General features: G+C 70.1%; 12 protein-coding genes. 5 read left to right on the top strand and 7 right to left on the bottom strand.

Going from position 1 to position 13,909, the window contains the following annotated elements:
* Positions 1-70: 70 nt before the first annotated feature.
* Both LAJ50_RS01960 and LAJ50_RS01955 read left to right on the top strand, forming a co-directional pair.
* Entirely contained in the window at positions 71-820 is a 750-nt protein-coding gene (locus LAJ50_RS01960) for an SDR family NAD(P)-dependent oxidoreductase (protein WP_130551080.1), read from the top strand.
* 99 nt (positions 821-919) lie between these two features.
* Positions 920-1,471: a nuclear transport factor 2 family protein gene (locus tag LAJ50_RS01955; RefSeq protein ID WP_171044575.1), complete on the top strand. Its 552-nt coding sequence runs from the start codon at positions 920-922 to the stop codon at positions 1,469-1,471.
* Here the strand turns inward: LAJ50_RS01955 and LAJ50_RS01950 are convergent.
* From LAJ50_RS01950 to LAJ50_RS01930, 5 genes are all read right to left on the bottom strand, one after another.
* Positions 1,428-2,564: an acyltransferase gene (locus tag LAJ50_RS01950; protein WP_138652624.1), complete on the bottom strand. Its 1,137-nt coding sequence runs from the start codon at positions 2,562-2,564 to the stop codon at positions 1,428-1,430. The two genes, LAJ50_RS01955 and LAJ50_RS01950, sit on opposite strands and share 44 nt — an antisense overlap.
* Positions 2,565-2,667: 103 nt before the next feature.
* Positions 2,668-3,414 (bottom strand): LytTR family DNA-binding domain-containing protein, encoded by a 747-nt coding sequence (locus LAJ50_RS01945; RefSeq protein ID WP_138652626.1) that lies wholly within the window; start codon positions 3,412-3,414, stop codon positions 2,668-2,670.
* Positions 3,411-4,481 (bottom strand): histidine kinase, encoded by a 1,071-nt coding sequence (locus tag LAJ50_RS01940; protein ID WP_138652628.1) that lies wholly within the window; start codon positions 4,479-4,481, stop codon positions 3,411-3,413. Before LAJ50_RS01940 ends, LAJ50_RS01945 begins: the two co-directional genes overlap by 4 nt.
* Before the next feature lie 10 nt (positions 4,482-4,491).
* Entirely contained in the window at positions 4,492-5,049 is a 558-nt protein-coding gene (locus tag LAJ50_RS01935; RefSeq protein WP_224096436.1) for a nuclear transport factor 2 family protein, read from the bottom strand.
* Positions 5,050-5,273: 224 nt separating this feature from the next.
* On the bottom strand, positions 5,274-5,876 hold the full coding sequence (locus LAJ50_RS01930) for an aspartate/glutamate racemase family protein (RefSeq protein ID WP_224096435.1): 603 nt from the start codon (positions 5,874-5,876) through the stop codon (positions 5,274-5,276).
* 236 nt (positions 5,877-6,112) lie between these two features.
* Here LAJ50_RS01930 and LAJ50_RS01925 point away from each other — a divergent pair, with 236 nt between their 5' ends.
* Entirely contained in the window at positions 6,113-7,123 is a 1,011-nt protein-coding gene (locus LAJ50_RS01925) for a pyridoxamine 5'-phosphate oxidase family protein (RefSeq protein WP_138652630.1), read from the top strand.
* A 294-nt stretch (positions 7,124-7,417) separates the two neighbouring features.
* Here the strand turns inward: LAJ50_RS01925 and speA are convergent, their stop codons facing one another.
* Both speA and LAJ50_RS01915 read right to left on the bottom strand, forming a co-directional pair.
* Positions 7,418-9,307, bottom strand: a complete 1,890-nt coding sequence (gene speA, locus LAJ50_RS01920; protein WP_138652632.1) for an arginine decarboxylase — start codon at positions 9,305-9,307, stop codon at positions 7,418-7,420.
* 61 nt (positions 9,308-9,368) lie between these two features.
* A complete protein-coding gene (locus LAJ50_RS01915) occupies positions 9,369-11,222 on the bottom strand; it encodes a M48 family metallopeptidase (protein WP_138652634.1) in 1,854 nt (617 codons plus the stop codon).
* A gap of 114 nt (positions 11,223-11,336) precedes the next feature.
* Here LAJ50_RS01915 and speE point away from each other — a divergent pair, with 114 nt between their 5' ends.
* On the top strand, positions 11,337-12,197 hold the full coding sequence (gene speE / locus LAJ50_RS01910; protein ID WP_130551088.1) for a polyamine aminopropyltransferase: 861 nt from the start codon (positions 11,337-11,339) through the stop codon (positions 12,195-12,197).
* 565 nt (positions 12,198-12,762) lie between these two features.
* The gene (locus LAJ50_RS01905) at positions 12,763-13,878 is read left to right on the top strand and encodes a glycerophosphodiester phosphodiesterase (RefSeq protein WP_138652636.1); all 1,116 of its coding nucleotides are present in this window, start codon (positions 12,763-12,765) and stop codon (positions 13,876-13,878) included.
* Positions 13,879-13,909: the final 31 nt, after the last annotated feature.

Below are 13,909 nucleotides of genomic sequence, written 5' to 3'. Positions count from 1 at the left end.
GCGCGCGGCTCTTCTCCCGCCCGCGAGCATCTCCACTGTCCATTGCCCAACCGCGTATCAAGGTAATCACATGTCCAAGACCGTCCTGATCACCGGCGCCACCTCCGGCTTCGGCGCCGCCGCGGTGACCCGCTTCGCCGACGCTGGCTGGAAGGTGGTCGCCACCGGCCGCCGCGCCGAGCGGCTGAGGCCGTTCGTCGAGCGATACGGCAGCGAGGTGGTGCACGCCGCCGCCTTCGACATCCGCGACGCCGCCGCGCTGGACGCCGCCCTCGCCGCGCTTCCCGCCGGCTTCGCCGACATCGACGTGCTGGTCAACAACGCCGGCCTGGCGCTGGGCACGGTGCCGGCGCAGGAGGCCGACCTGGCGCAGTGGCAGCAGATGATCGACACCAACGTGACCGCGCTGGTCACCATCACGCGCAAGCTGCTGCCGGTGCTGATCGCGCGCAAGGGCGCGATCATCAACATTTCCTCGGTGGCGGCCACCTATCCCTACACCGGTGGCAACGTCTACGGCGGCACCAAGGCCTTCGTGCGCCAGTTCTCGCTGGGCCTGCGCAGCGACCTGCATGGCACCGGCGTGCGCGTGACCAGCATCGAGCCGGGCATGGCCGAGACCGAATTCACCCTGGTGCGCACCGGCGGCGACCAGGCCGCCTCGGACAAGCTCTACGGCGGCGCCACGCCGATGACGGGCGAGGACATCGCCGAGCAGATCTTCTACGTCGCGACGCTCCCGCCGCACCTCAACATCAACCGGCTGGAGATCATGCCGGTGAGCCAGTCCTTTGCCGGCTTTCAGGTGGCGCGCCAGTAGCGCGCCTCCCCGCGCCGATGGGGAGCCTGGCGCCGCATCGACCTGCCGGCGACGTCCATCTTCCCGCGTCGGCAGATGCTCAGGCCCAAGGTGCAGCCCATGCTTTCCGATGACGTGCGTGATGCGCTGTTCGCCCTGGAACGCGCCATGTGGGCCGCGGCCACGCGCTACGACCCCGACTTCCAGGAGACGCGCTTCGCGCAGGATTTCCTGGAGTTCGGACGCTCGGGCTGGGTCTACACGCGGGCGCAGACCATCCTGCCGGAAGGCGCGCCGATCGATGCGACCCTGACCGGACTGCACGCGCGGCCGCTCTCGCTGGAGCATGTGCAGCTGGTCTACGACTGCGCGGTGCGCGATGCCGACGGCGTCGTGCGGCACGCCCATCGCAGCTCGCTGTGGTCGCGGCTTGGCGATCGCTGGGTCATGCGCTTCCATCAGGCCACGCCCTACGAACCCAGCGACTTGGGGTCACCAACGCATCCTCCCTCGTCGTTCCCGCGCAGGCGCGAACCCACCGGAGCGCGCGGCAAGGCCAAGGATCCCGGTGTGCCGCGTCCGCGGGAACGACAGCTTGGCCAACGGCGCCAAGCCGCACTGGACGGCGTCAGGCCGGATCGGCGATGGCGGGCGCGGAGGCGCGCGGCCTGAGCACACGCCCGCGCAGGCGCAGGAACGGCCGCTCCACCGTGTAATGCAACAGCGCGGCCGCGACCAGCGATGCGCCGCCATAGACCAGCGCCTGCGCCACGCCCCAGCCGGCGATCGCCTCGCCCAGGTGGGCCTGCACCTGCACGAACACCGCCTTGTGCACCAGATACAGGCTGTAGGAGATCCCCGCCAGCCACCCCATGCCCGGCAGCGACCACCGCCCGATCAGGCTGCACCTGCCGGCACCGGCGAACACGATCAGCGCCAGTCCGAGCGACAGCACCGGCCAACCCACGGCATTGCCCGGCAGGCCGACGCGGTCGCGGAACAGCCACAGCGCCACGGCCATCAGCGCCAGCCCGACCGCCAGCAGCGCGTCGGCGTAGCGCTGCCCGCGCGCCCAAAGCGTCGGGCGGAAGGTCTTCAGCGTGGCCAGCAACACACCACATAGCAGGCCGTCCAGACGGTTCCAGGTCGGGTAGTAGAGGTCCTCGACATACCAGTTGCGCTGCGATGCGCCTGCGACTTCGGCCGCGGTGTCGTGCAGCCAGATGCCGGCGCGCAGCGCGATGCCACCGACCAGCACCAGCGCCGCCAGCGTCGCTACCTTCCAGGCGGCCGGCCTGCGCATCAACCAGCCCGCCAACAGCGGGAACAGCAGATAGAAGTGCTCCTCCACGCACAGCGACCAGGCGTGCGAGAACGCGGGCCGGCTGTAGTCGTTGCCCAGGTTCATCACCATCAGCACGAACTTCCACAGCGGCTCCATCTCCAGCCGCTCGCGCCACGCCGGCACCAGCGCATACAGCGCCAGCACCACCCAGTACGCCGGCAGGATGCGGAACGCGCGGCGCAGGTAGAAGTCGCCGAAGCGCAGCGGCTGTCCGCGCGACAGCGGCGCCAGCACCTGGCCGCCGATCAGGAAGCCGCTGAGCACGAAGAACAGGTCCACCCCCATCCAACCGTAGCGCGACAGCCAGGTCCACTCCGGGGCCAGCCCACCCACCACCCAGGCGTGGAAGCACATCACCCACACGATGGCGATGGCGCGCAGCAGATCCAGACCGGGGTAACGCGATTCGGTGCTGATCATCGGGAGAAACCATGCTGGCGGGCGAGGCGGGAGAGTCTAGGTCCGCACGGACGCCCACTGGCCGCCCCTGCGCCAGGCCGTGCCCCGACTGCGGCAGGACGCGTCAGCCCGTGGCTCCGCTCAGCCGGGCGCGCAGCGCTTCGACATAGGTGCGGCTGACGCGCAGCGGCACGCCGTTGTGCAGCCGCAGGAGCGCGTCCTTGTTGGAGAGCGGCTGCAGTTCGGCCACGCAATCCAGCCTGACCATCGTCGAGCGGTGGATCCGCACGAACCGCGCCGGATCGAGCTGCAGCTGCAGGCGCTGAAGGGCATCGCGCAGCAGGTATTGCCTGGAGCCGACGTGCAGGGTGACGTAGTCGCCGTCGGCCTGGAGATGCTCGACCTGCTCGACCGGGACGAACAGGACCCGGCGCCCCACGCGGACCTCGAAGCGCTTCAGCCACTCCGGCCGCGGCGCGTCGGCCGGCGCCCCGGGGAGGGCCGCGCCTGCCTGCAGGCGCCGACGTGCCCGGCCAATGGCTTCTGCCAGCCGCTCGTCATCCAGCGGCTTGAGCAGATAGTCCAATACCTCCAGGGCGAACGCCGGGACGGCGAACTCGGCGTGCGCGGTCAGCAGGATGGCCAGCGGCCGTGCAGGCGCCTCCACGGCCTGGAGCAGCGCCAGGCCGTCCATGCCCGGCATCTGGATATCCAGCACCACCACATCCGGGCACGCATGCCGGATGCCGGCGAGCGCCGCCTCGCCGTCGGCGTACTCGCCGACGACCTCGACATCGTCATGGCGCGCCAGGCAGGCGATCACGCCGCTGCGTGCCAGTTGCTCGTCGTCGATCACCGCGATCCGGATCACGCGACATCGCCTCGCGCATCGAAACGCTCGAACGGAAGATCGATGGCCACCGCATAGGCGCCGCCCTCGCAACCGGCGGCGAAGGCGTGGCGCTGCGGGTACAGCCAGGCGAGGCGCTGGCGCACATTGTCATGACCCAGGGTCCTGCCCTCGCTGGTGGACGCATCCTCCGGGGCGAGGTCGTTGACCAGGCGCAGCTGCAGCTGCCCTGCCCGCGCGTGAAGCGCGATGGACAGCCGGCCAGGCGCACTGCGCCTGGCGATACCGTGACGGATCGCGTTCTCCACCAGCGGCTGCAGCAGCAGCGAGGGCAGGCAGGCGTCCAGGACGCCCGGCCCGATGTCCCATTCCACGCGCAGGCGCTCGCCCAGCCGCACCTGCTCGATCGCGAGATAGGTCTCGGTCATCGCCAGTTCCTCCGCCACCGACACCTCGTGCGAGGGCCGGTCCAGCGTGGCGCGCAGGAAGCCGCCCAGCCGCGCGAGCATGGTGCGCGCCTCTTCGCCGCGCGCCTGCGCCACCAGCGAGGACACGCCGTTGAGCGTGTTGAACAGGAAATGCGGATTGAGCTGGTAGCGCAGGGCGCGCAGCTCGGCATCGCGCGCGGCCAGCAGCGCCTGCGCCTGGCGCGCCTGCGCCTCCTTCAGCGCGTGGTAGTGGCCGACCAGGGCATGGGCCGCGCAGTAGGCGATCAGCGCCAGCCAGCAGTCGTCCACGCCGAAGAACACGCGCGCCCAGCGCGGCGGTTGCGCCCCGGGCCATCCCATCGCCTGGGGCAGCAGGAATCCCAGCGCATTGTTGACCACCGCCATCAGATAGGTGACCAACAACAGCAGCGGCACCGTCCTCCAGGGCGACCATCCTGCGCGCCAGAGCCAGCGCTGCAGCCAGATCAGGGCCGGCGTCCACGCCAGGTAGGCCAGCAGATACAACGTGCGATAGGCCAGCGCGTGACCATGTCCCACCGCCGGCACCGCCATCACCAGCAGGCACAGCCCGATCGGCAGCGCCGCCATCAGCGACACCCGCCATGGCGGTGGCGAAACGATCGACGCGTCGGACGCCATCAGCCCGTCTTCAGGAGGCCCGGTCGGGATCGCGCATGGTCCAGACGACTGAGATGATCTTCCAGCCATCCTCGGTGCGCACCAGCTGCCACAGTTCCCTGCCGCGGTTGGTCTGCCTGCCGTCCTCCAGATAGGCATAGTCGAAACCGACCGAGGCGACCTCGCCATCGGTGTCGATCCTGAGGTCGGAGAAGACCTCCTCGCTGGCCTGCGCGCTGGTCACGATCGAGTCGATGAAGCTCAGGTAGTTGGACTGCGGAAGATAGCGGGCCTTCTTCGCGTCGGGCTTGACCCCGCGCAACCGCGCCAGACGCGCATCGTCGTTGACGAACTGCCAGGTCACCCGTTGCGGATCGTCGGAGAAGAACAGCGCCGTGAACCTGGTCTTGTCCTTCTGGAGGATGGACGTGCGGAAGGCCTCGACGACCTGCCGGATCGCCGCCACGTCCCGGTCGTCGTTCCGCGCCGCCATCGCCGGCCCGCCCGCCAGCGCGAGCAGCACGGACAGCAGCGCGGCCTGAAACTTGATGGTCATGGCGTCGGGCGAGGTCAGGGGAGACAGCGCCATTACCCCACGCGGCGGTTCGCGACGCCAGACATGCGGCGGAGGCATGCGCCGAGCCGTGCCCACGGTGCGCCAGGCGGCCGGTGGTGCGCAGCGGCGTCGCCTCTGTGGCACGCCCGCCGGCCGGCGGGACGCTCAGGCCGGCTCCAGCGCGCGACGCAACGCGGCGCGCGCCAGCAGGCGGGTGGAGTCGAGCGTCGGCAGCGGCGAGTTGGCGTCGTCGATGATCAGGGAATCTCGGTGCAGCCCAGGACGACCGCGTCGCAGCCGTCCTGCCGCAGGCGGCCGATGATCTGCTGGAACGCCTCGACCGAGGCGGGCCGGAAGTCCCCGCGTACCAGCTCATCCATGATGATGCGCCCCATGGCCTGGCGATCCTCGGCCGGCGGCCGACGCCATTGCAGGCCCTGCGCGGACAACGCCTGCGGGTAGACGTCGCTTTCCACCAGCCAGCGCGTGCCGGTGATGCCGATCCGCCGGTACCCGCATCGCCGCGCCTCCCTGGCCACCGCCTCGGCGATGTGCAGCCACGGCAGCGGCGACGCCGGCAGGACCCAGGGCATGGCCTGGTGGATGGTGTTGTCCGGGCAGAGGAGCAGGTCCGCGCCCGCCGCGGCCAGCGCCCCCGCCGAGCGCAGCATCAAGGCGGCCACGCCAGGCAGGTCGCCACGCTCCAGGCAGTCGACATAGTCCGCCAGCGACAGTCCGTGCAGCGAGACCTCCGGATGGGCATGCGGTCCCATCGCTCCGGCCGCTTCGGCGCACAGCGTGCGATAGCACAACGCGGCGCCTTCGGCCGAGCAGGCAACGATCCCGAGATGCAAGGCCATGGCGGTGCGCACGCTGGAAGCGGGACGACAGTCTAGAGCGGCCCGGCGCAGATCGAGGATCCGTGCGCCGTGGCGGCGATGCGCGCACTTCAGCGAGGTCAACCGGCGCCCGCGGGACCGGGATTATAGTGTCGGCGCGCCAGCGTCCCGCCAGCCTCTCGCCCGATCGATCGAGGAATGACGATGCTGCGCACCCGCCCTGTCCCCCGCACGCCCCAGCTGTCGAGGCGTCGGCCATGACTGCCCGGATCACCGATGCCGAGACCTTGCAGCGCTGTATCGGCGCGCTGCCGGGCCCACGCGATCTGAAGGTCATCGACCACCTCGATGCGTATGCGATGCGCTGGCTGCAGGCGTCACCGTTGGCCTTCTTCGGCTTCGGCGACGCGCAGGGCATGGCCATCACCTTGGGCGGTGGCGCGGCCGGTTTCGCGCACCCCGCCGACGCGCTCACCCTGGATCTGCCGCAGGACGGGTTGGACGAGCCGCGCCTGGCCCGTCCGGGCCAGAGCTTCTGCTCGCTGTGGCTGCTCCCGGGCCTGGGCGAGACCTTGCGCATCAACGGCCAGGTCGCGCGGGTCGAAGACGGCAGGATCGGCCTCGGCGTGCGCGAGTGCTATCTGCATTGCGCCAAGGCGCTGATCCGCTCGGACTTCTGGCAGGCCCGGCCCGCGCCGGCGGCCGATCCGCTCACGCCTCCGCAGGCCGCCGCCCAAAGCCGCTTCCTGGTGCTGGCCACGGTCAACGCCGCCGGCCAGGCCGATCTCAGTCCGAAGGGCGATCCGGCCGGCGCCTTGCTGCAGGCCGACGACACGGCGCTCTGGCTGCCCGACCGCCCGGGCAACCGTCGCGTGGACAGCTTCCGCAACCTGCTCGAACAGCCGCGGCTGTCCCTGGCTGCGCTGGTCCCCGGGCAGACGCGCCTGCTGCATGTCAGCGGCGTGGCCACGCTGACCACCGATGCGGCGGCGCGCGCGCGCCTGGCCGTCGGCGACAAGCCGCCCAGGCTGGTGACGCGCATCGCACCGGCGCAGTGGGCGCTGCGCGACAGCAAGGCCCTGGCGGCCGCGGCGCTGTGGCCGGCGGCCGAACCGCCTGGCGATCTGGATCCGGCGGACATCTTCAAGGCGCATGTCCGGCTCAATCGCAGCGGCGGGGTGCAGGCGGCGATGGTGCGCGCCGTGGCGGCGGTGCCGGGGCTGGTGCGGCGCGGGCTGGATCAGGATTACAAGAAGAATCTGTACTAGCCTCTGAGGACGGAACGCTCAGCCGTCATTCCCCGCGAAGGCGGGAATCCAGAGACTTTTGCAGTAGACGCTCGAGACGCCGGGTTCCCGCGTTCGCGGGAACGAAGGTTGGGCGAGCGCAGGTCAGCGCGTCACTGCGCACCGGGTACACCCCCACGTCCATGGATCCCGCGTTCGCGGGGATGACGAGCAAGGCTTTGCCTCGGCCTCGGCTTCGGCTTCGAATCCCCAATCCCGAATCCCCAATCCCCAGCCAGACCCTCTCCCTCAGATCGCACAGACGCTCAGCACCCACTACGCCAGCGGTTCGTCCGAAAGATAGGTATACCCCGTCAGACCCGCCTCCAGAGCGGCAGACAGTTCCCGCGCGCGTTCGGCCGACAGGTCGGCGGCGGCCACGCGCTGGGCGTAGGCGCTGCGCAGCTCGGCCAGGGAGTAGCCCACGTAGTCGAGCATCACGTCGGTGGTGTCGCCGCGGCGCTGCTGGGTGATGCGCGTGGTGCCGTCCTGGCAGGTGACCTCCACCGCGTCGGTGTCGCCGAACAGGTTGTGGATGTCGCCCAGGATCTCCTGGTAGGCGCCGACCAGGAAGAAGCCGATGCGGTAGGACTCGCCCGGCTTCATCGCATGCAGCGGCAGCGAGCTGTCCAGGCTCTCGTTCTCGACGTAGGTCTTGACCATGCCGTCCGAGTCGCAGGTCATGTCGCAGACGATGCCACGACGCTGCGGGCGCTCGTCCAGGCGCTCGATCGGCACGATCGGGAACACCTGGTCGATGGCCCACACGTCCGGGATCGACTCGAACACGCTGAAATTGACGAAGTACTTGTCCACCAGCCGGTCGTTGAGCTCGTCCAGCACCGGGCGGTGGCTCTTTTCCTCGTGGCTCAGGCGCGCGCGCACGCCGTGGGCGATGGCGTAGAACAGATCGTCGATGCGCGCGCGGTGGGTCAGGTCGATCTGGCCCAGCGCATAGGCGGCCAGGCCTTCGGCGTGGAAGTGCTGGGCTTCCTGGAACAGCTCCACCGCCGGGCGTGTGTCCAGCTCGTCGTGGATCTCGCGCAGGTGGCGCACGGCGGCCGGTTCGTCGTCATGCGCGTCGGGCACGCGGCCCTCCGGCGCCTGCTCGACCTCGGACACGTTGGCGATCAGCACCGCGTGGTGGGCGGTCATGGCGCGGCCGCATTCGGTGACGATGCGCGGCGGGGCCAGGCCGTGTTCCTCGCAGGCCTCGGCCAGCGGCTGGACGATGTTGCCGGCGTAGGAGCCGAGCCCGTAGTTGATCGAGTAGTAGCTGCGCGAGCGCGTGCCTTCGTAGTCGATGCCCAGCCCGCCGCCGACGTCGACATGGCTGATCCGGGCGCCCAGCGCGGAGAGTTCGACGAAGTAGCGCACCGCCTCGCGCATGCCGTTGGCGATGTCGCGCACGTTGGAGATCTGGCTGCCCATGTGGAAATGCAGCAGGTTCAGGCAGGCGGCGTATTCGGTGTCGCGCAGCGCCTTCCACAGGTCCAGCACCTGGCGCGGGGACAGGCCGAACTTGGCCTTGTCGCCGCCGCTGTTCTGCCACTTGCCCGCGCCCAGCGAGGCCAGGCGCATGCGCACGCCCAGGCCGGGCATCACGTCCAGCGCCTTGGCTTCCTCCAGCACCAGCTTCAGCTCGGAGGGCTTCTCGATGACGATGAAGGTCTCCAGGCCCAGCTTGCGGCCGATCAGCGCCAGGCGGATGTACTCGCGGTCCTTGTAGCCGTTGCACACGATCAGGCCGCCGGGGCGCGAGAGCGCCAGCACGGCCATCAGCTCGGGCTTGCTGCCGGCCTCCAGGCCGAAGCCCTCGCCGTGGTGCGCGGCCAGCGTGCCGGCCACGCCGCGGTGCTGGTTGACCTTGATCGGATAGACGGCGGTGTAGCCGCCGGCGTAGTTCCAGTCCGCCTGGGCCTGGGCGAAGGCCGCCTGCAGCTTGCCCAGGCGCTGGCCCAGGATGTCGGGAAACCGCACCAGCAGCGGCAGCTTGGCGCCCGCGGCACGCGCGGCGTCGACCACTTCCGGCAGCGCGACCACCGGGCCGCCCGGGCCCTGCGGGGCCACGGTGATGCGCCCGGCCGCGTCCACGTCGAAGTACCCGTCGGCCCAGTGCGGGATCGAGTAGGTCTTGCGAGCCTGGTCGGTGGACCACTGCGTCATGGGTACTGCCTGGGAACGTGAGGGGCGCGCATTCTATCGTCCCCCTCCTTTCCCCGCCGTGTCAGCGCCCCCGGCGCCAGACCGGCGCCCCGGCCGCCTTGCGCAACCGCCGTGCGTAGCGACGGCGATCGGCGTCATCGAACACCTGCACCGAACCCGGTAGTTCCACCGCATCCAGCACCCGCTGCAGCGCCCCGCTACGGCTGAACACCAGGCCCCGCCACTGCACCAGCAGCAGGAAGTGCTCGCCGGCATCGCCACCCGCCAGGGCCTTGCGCACCAGCCAGGCACGCCGCACCACGTTGGTTTTGGCCAGGGCATTCCGCAGTCCTGCGAGGACTTCGCCCTTGAGGCCGTGCGGCAGGAACCGGTCCTCGTCCGACAGGGTGAATCTGCGCTTGGCCAGGGCGCGCTGCCGCCGCTGCCAGACATCGAATTCCTCCTCCACGGCCTGGGCGGCCGCCACCTCGCCCGTTGCCTGGTAGAAGGCATGCAGCCGCTGCAGGACCGCCCCGGTGTAGCCGGCATCCAGCGCAAGCGCCTGCCGCAGATGCGCCACGCCCGCTGCGTCGCCCCGGTCGAGCAGCACCGCCCCAAGGCGGAGCTGGCCTTCCAGATGCGTCGGCACGCGTGCGACCGCCGCCTGCAGCGCCGCGAGCTGGTCCTGCTCGCCCGGCTGGAAATGCCCGGCCAGCAGCAGGTACTCCACCTCCTGCTCGGGCGAGCGCTGCGCCTGCGCCAGCTCGGCCACGCGCGCGGCCTCTTCCTGGCGCCGGTGGTACTCGGCCATCCAGTCTCGCTGCACGTCGGCCCGCCAGCGCTGGCTGAACGCCTGTTCCAGGCGCGGCAGCAGGTCGCCCAGCAAGGCCTCGGCCGCCGACTGCGCCGGTTCGTCCAGGGCGATCTCATTCGCGCCCAGGGCGGACAGGCGCACGCGCAGCGGCGGGTGCGTGTCGTCCAGCCCCGCGTCATGGGCCAGCGCGCGCTCCAGCCACTGGGCGTCGCCCGGGTGGGCACGCCGCAGCGCCACGCCCATGTCGCGATACAGCAGCTCGGGCGGATGCGGCATTTCCCGCGCGGTCTCATGCACCGCGGGCAGGAAGCCCTGGTGCAGGCGACCGCTCAGCACGCTGGTCCTGACCAGCGCGTCGGCCATCGTCTGGCCGCCGCCGGACACGCTTGCCGCGATACGGTCCGCCGCCAGCTCGTTATCGCGCGCCAGCACGAAGCTGTAGGCGTTGAAGTACGGCGCGTACCAGCCGAAGAACTTGCGGAACATCCCCGCCGCCCAGGCCTCGCGCGCCTCCAGCGCATGCAGCAACCTGAACCAGCTCACCCGGACCCGGTAGATCCACGCCCCGAACCGGCCGTGCCCGCCGCCCAGGTGGCCGAACTCGTGGGCGATCACCGCGGACAGCTGCGCGCGGTCCATCGCCTGCATCAGGGGCAGGCCCAGCACCAGGAAGTGCCGATGCCCCAACAGCCCCAGCACGCGCGGCACGCTGGCCGCCGCCGCATTCAGATCGGTGTCCACGATGATGCCCGCCAGCGCCGGCGCGCCCGCCGCCTTGCGCAGGCGCTCCACCTCCGCCTCCAGCGCCGGCGCCTCGCCGGACGCGATCCGATACCCCTGCGGGGGTTCGATCCGCACCCACAGCGCGCGCAGCACCGAATAGCCGAAGATCAGCGGGATCAGGATCAGCTTGAACAGGTAGACGAGCAGGCCGGGCTTGATCGCCGCCAGCACCACGACCAGTCCGACCGACACGCCCAGCGCCCCGACCACCGAGCCGGCCAGCACCGCGAATCCCAGTCCCGCCAGCCCGGCCAACTGCAGCCGATACAGCAGCGGCGAGGTCACCGCGCGGCGCTGCAGGCGCTCCACCAGCGCGCGATAGGCTTCGACAGACTGCATCCTGCATCCCCTGTTCGTGAACACGTCCCGGTGGCGGATGCTAAGCGACGGACCCGGGAACGCAACAGGCGGTGGGCTACAATTGCGCCCCTTTTTTGCCCGGACCGCCCCCCGATGAGCGACAACGACGCCTGGTACATCGAACACTTCCAGCCGACCGGCTCGGCCATCGGCTTCCGCCTGAAGGGCAAGCTGGACGAAGTGCAGTCCCCGTTCCAGAAGATCGAGATCTACGACAGCACCGACTGGGGCAAGTTGATGGTGATCGACGGGGCGATGATGCTCACCACCAAGGACAACTTCTTCTACCACGAGATGATCAGCCACCCGGTGCTGTTCACCCACCCGAACCCCAAGCGCGTGGTGATCATCGGCGGCGGCGACTGCGGCACCCTGCGCGAGGTGCTCAAGCACCCGGGCGTGGAAAGCGCGACCCAGTGCGACATCGACGAGCAGGTCACGCGCATGGCCGAGAAGTACTTCCCCGAGCTGTGCGAATCCAACGGCGATGCCCGCGCCGAGCTGCTGTTCGACGATGGCGTGGCCTACATGGCCAACTGCCCGGCGGGCAGCGTGGACGTGGTGATCGTGGACTCCACCGACCCGATCGGCCCGGCCGAGGGGCTGTTCAACCAGGCGTTCTTCGAAAGCTGCTTCAAGGCGCTCAAGCCCGACGGCCTGCTGGTGCAGCAGTCCGAATCGCCGCTGGCGCTGCTGGACCTGATCCGCGACATGCGCGCGGAGATGGGCAAGGCGGGCTTCAAGGCGTTCAAGACCCTGCCCTTCCCGCAGCCGTGCTACCCGACCGGCTGGTGGAGCGTGACCATCGCCTCCAAGGACGCCGGCGCGGACTTCGCATTCCGCGTCCAGGACGCGCAGGCCAAGCCGTTCCAGACCCTGTACTACACCGCCCACCAGCACACCGGCACGCTGGTGCCGCCGCCGTTCGTGGCCCAGGCGCTGGGCGAAGGCTGAGCCCCGCCCGCGCCCGAACCGGGCGCGCGACGCAACCCAACGCCGCGCGGGGCAGCCCGCGCGGCGTTTTTCGTTGCACGCCCCTGTTGCCAAGGCTCCGCGACGGCTGGATCCGGACCCAGTGGTCTGGGTGTTGCGGGCTTCGCCCGCACCCTCCCCCCTCTGTCGCTAGCCGCGACTTCGAGCTCTCCCGATGGGAGAGGGGCTCAGGATCTCTTTCGACCAGATCCTCCTTTTGACCGAAGCCCTCCGACTTGAAGCGCGAGGCAGCGGGCCGGCGGGCGGGGGCCGCGACGAGCGAGGCAGGAAGCCGAGCGCCCGAATCAGGGCAGGATGCCCTGATTGAGGGAAAAGCGGACACCGCCCGCCGGCCCGCTGCCCCTCCGAAGCCAGGAAACGCAAGCGCCGCACTGCGATCCCGCAATCCCGCGATCGGCAAAAGAATCCCTGTCTCCGGAGGAACTCCGGCCCAGCACGTAACGCAATGTCACCCACACGCCATCCCCGCATGCGAGGCTGCATGGTCACGCAGGGGCGACCACGCGCGCCTGCTTCCAAGGAGTGCATGATGCGATCGACCCTGTTCCTGATGGCCTGCATGGGCGCCACGCTGCCCCTCCACGCCGCCGCACAGGACGCGCCAATGAAACCGGTGCCGAGCGACCGGCTCCTGGTGATCGGACACCGCGGCGCCAGCGCCCTGCGCCCCGAACACACCCTGGCCTCCTACGCCAAGGCCATCGCCGACGGCGCCGATTACATCGAACCCGACCTGGTCTCCAGCAAGGACGGCGCCCTGCTGGCGCGCCACGAGAACGAGATCGGCAGCACCACCGACGTGGCCGCGCACCCCGAGTTCGCCGCCCGCCAGACCACCAAGACCATCGATGGCCAGACCGTCACCGGCTGGTTCACCGAAGACTTCACCCTGGCCGAACTGAAGACCCTGCGTGCACGCGAACGCCTGCCCAAGCTGCGCGGCACCGCCTTCGACGGCCAGTTCCAGCTGGTCACCCTGGACGAGATCATCGACTTCACCGCCGCCGAATCGGCCGCGCGCGGACGCGTGATCGGACTGATCCCGGAGATCAAGCATCCGACCTACTTCCAGCAGCGCGGACTGCCGATGGAGGCCAAGGTCGTCACCACCCTGGGCGTGCATGCCTATACGCGCAGCGCGCCGGTGGTGATCCAGTCCTTCGAGATCGCCAACCTCAAGCAGCTGCATGGCCTGCTGGGTGACACGCACCCCAACGTCCGCCTGGTCCAGCTGATCGGCGACCCGAAGGAGCGTCCCGGCGACGTGCTGGCCGCCGGCGGCGGCACCACCTACGCGCACATGCTCACCCCGCAGGGACTGAAGGACATCGCGCGGTACGCGCAGCTGCTCGGGCCCGCCAACCGCATGCTGCTGCCGCTGGATGCCCAGGGCAACCTGGGCAAGCCCACCGCGATCATCGCCGACGCGCACGCGGCCGGCCTGAAGGTGGTGCCCTACACCTTCCGCCCCGAGAACGCCTTCCTGCCCAAGGACCTGCAGCAGGGCCGCGAACCCGCCACGCGCAGCGACGCCGGTTCGATCCGCGAGATGCGCGCCTTCCTCGATGCCGGCGTGGATGGCTTCTTCACCGACGACCCGGCTCTCGGAAGACAAGCGGTAGACGGCTGGCATAAACCCTGAGGAATGCTGAGCGCCTGCGCGGCCCTCCCGT

Origin of the sequence: Pseudoxanthomonas sp. X-1 (genome assembly GCF_020042665.1) — a bacterium.
Taxonomy (GTDB): domain Bacteria; phylum Pseudomonadota; class Gammaproteobacteria; order Xanthomonadales; family Xanthomonadaceae; genus Pseudoxanthomonas_A; species Pseudoxanthomonas_A spadix_A.
Note: the sequence above shows the minus strand (reverse complement) of the source record. Positions and strands in the feature narration are given on the sequence as shown.

Bases quoted from the DNA above. Each gene is read 5' to 3' on its own strand.
- speE (WP_130551088.1), top strand. From the start codon at position 11,337: ATGAGCGACAACGACGCCTGGTACATCGAACACTTCCAGCCGACCGGC.
- LAJ50_RS01915 (WP_138652634.1), bottom strand. From the start codon at position 11,222: ATGCAGTCTGTCGAAGCCTATCGCGCGCTGGTGGAGCGCCTGCAGCGC.
- LAJ50_RS01950 (WP_138652624.1), bottom strand. From the start codon at position 2,564: ATGATCAGCACCGAATCGCGTTACCCCGGTCTGGATCTGCTGCGCGCC.
- speA (WP_138652632.1), bottom strand. From the start codon at position 9,307: ATGACGCAGTGGTCCACCGACCAGGCTCGCAAGACCTACTCGATCCCG.
- LAJ50_RS01960 (WP_130551080.1), top strand. From the start codon at position 71: ATGTCCAAGACCGTCCTGATCACCGGCGCCACCTCCGGCTTCGGCGCC.
- LAJ50_RS01925 (WP_138652630.1), top strand. From the start codon at position 6,113: ATGACTGCCCGGATCACCGATGCCGAGACCTTGCAGCGCTGTATCGGC.
- LAJ50_RS01905 (WP_138652636.1), top strand. From the start codon at position 12,763: ATGATGCGATCGACCCTGTTCCTGATGGCCTGCATGGGCGCCACGCTG.
- LAJ50_RS01940 (WP_138652628.1), bottom strand. From the start codon at position 4,481: ATGGCGTCCGACGCGTCGATCGTTTCGCCACCGCCATGGCGGGTGTCG.
- LAJ50_RS01955 (WP_171044575.1), top strand. From the start codon at position 920: ATGCTTTCCGATGACGTGCGTGATGCGCTGTTCGCCCTGGAACGCGCC.
- LAJ50_RS01935 (WP_224096436.1), bottom strand. From the start codon at position 5,049: ATGGCGCTGTCTCCCCTGACCTCGCCCGACGCCATGACCATCAAGTTT.
- LAJ50_RS01930 (WP_224096435.1), bottom strand. From the start codon at position 5,876: ATGGCCTTGCATCTCGGGATCGTTGCCTGCTCGGCCGAAGGCGCCGCG.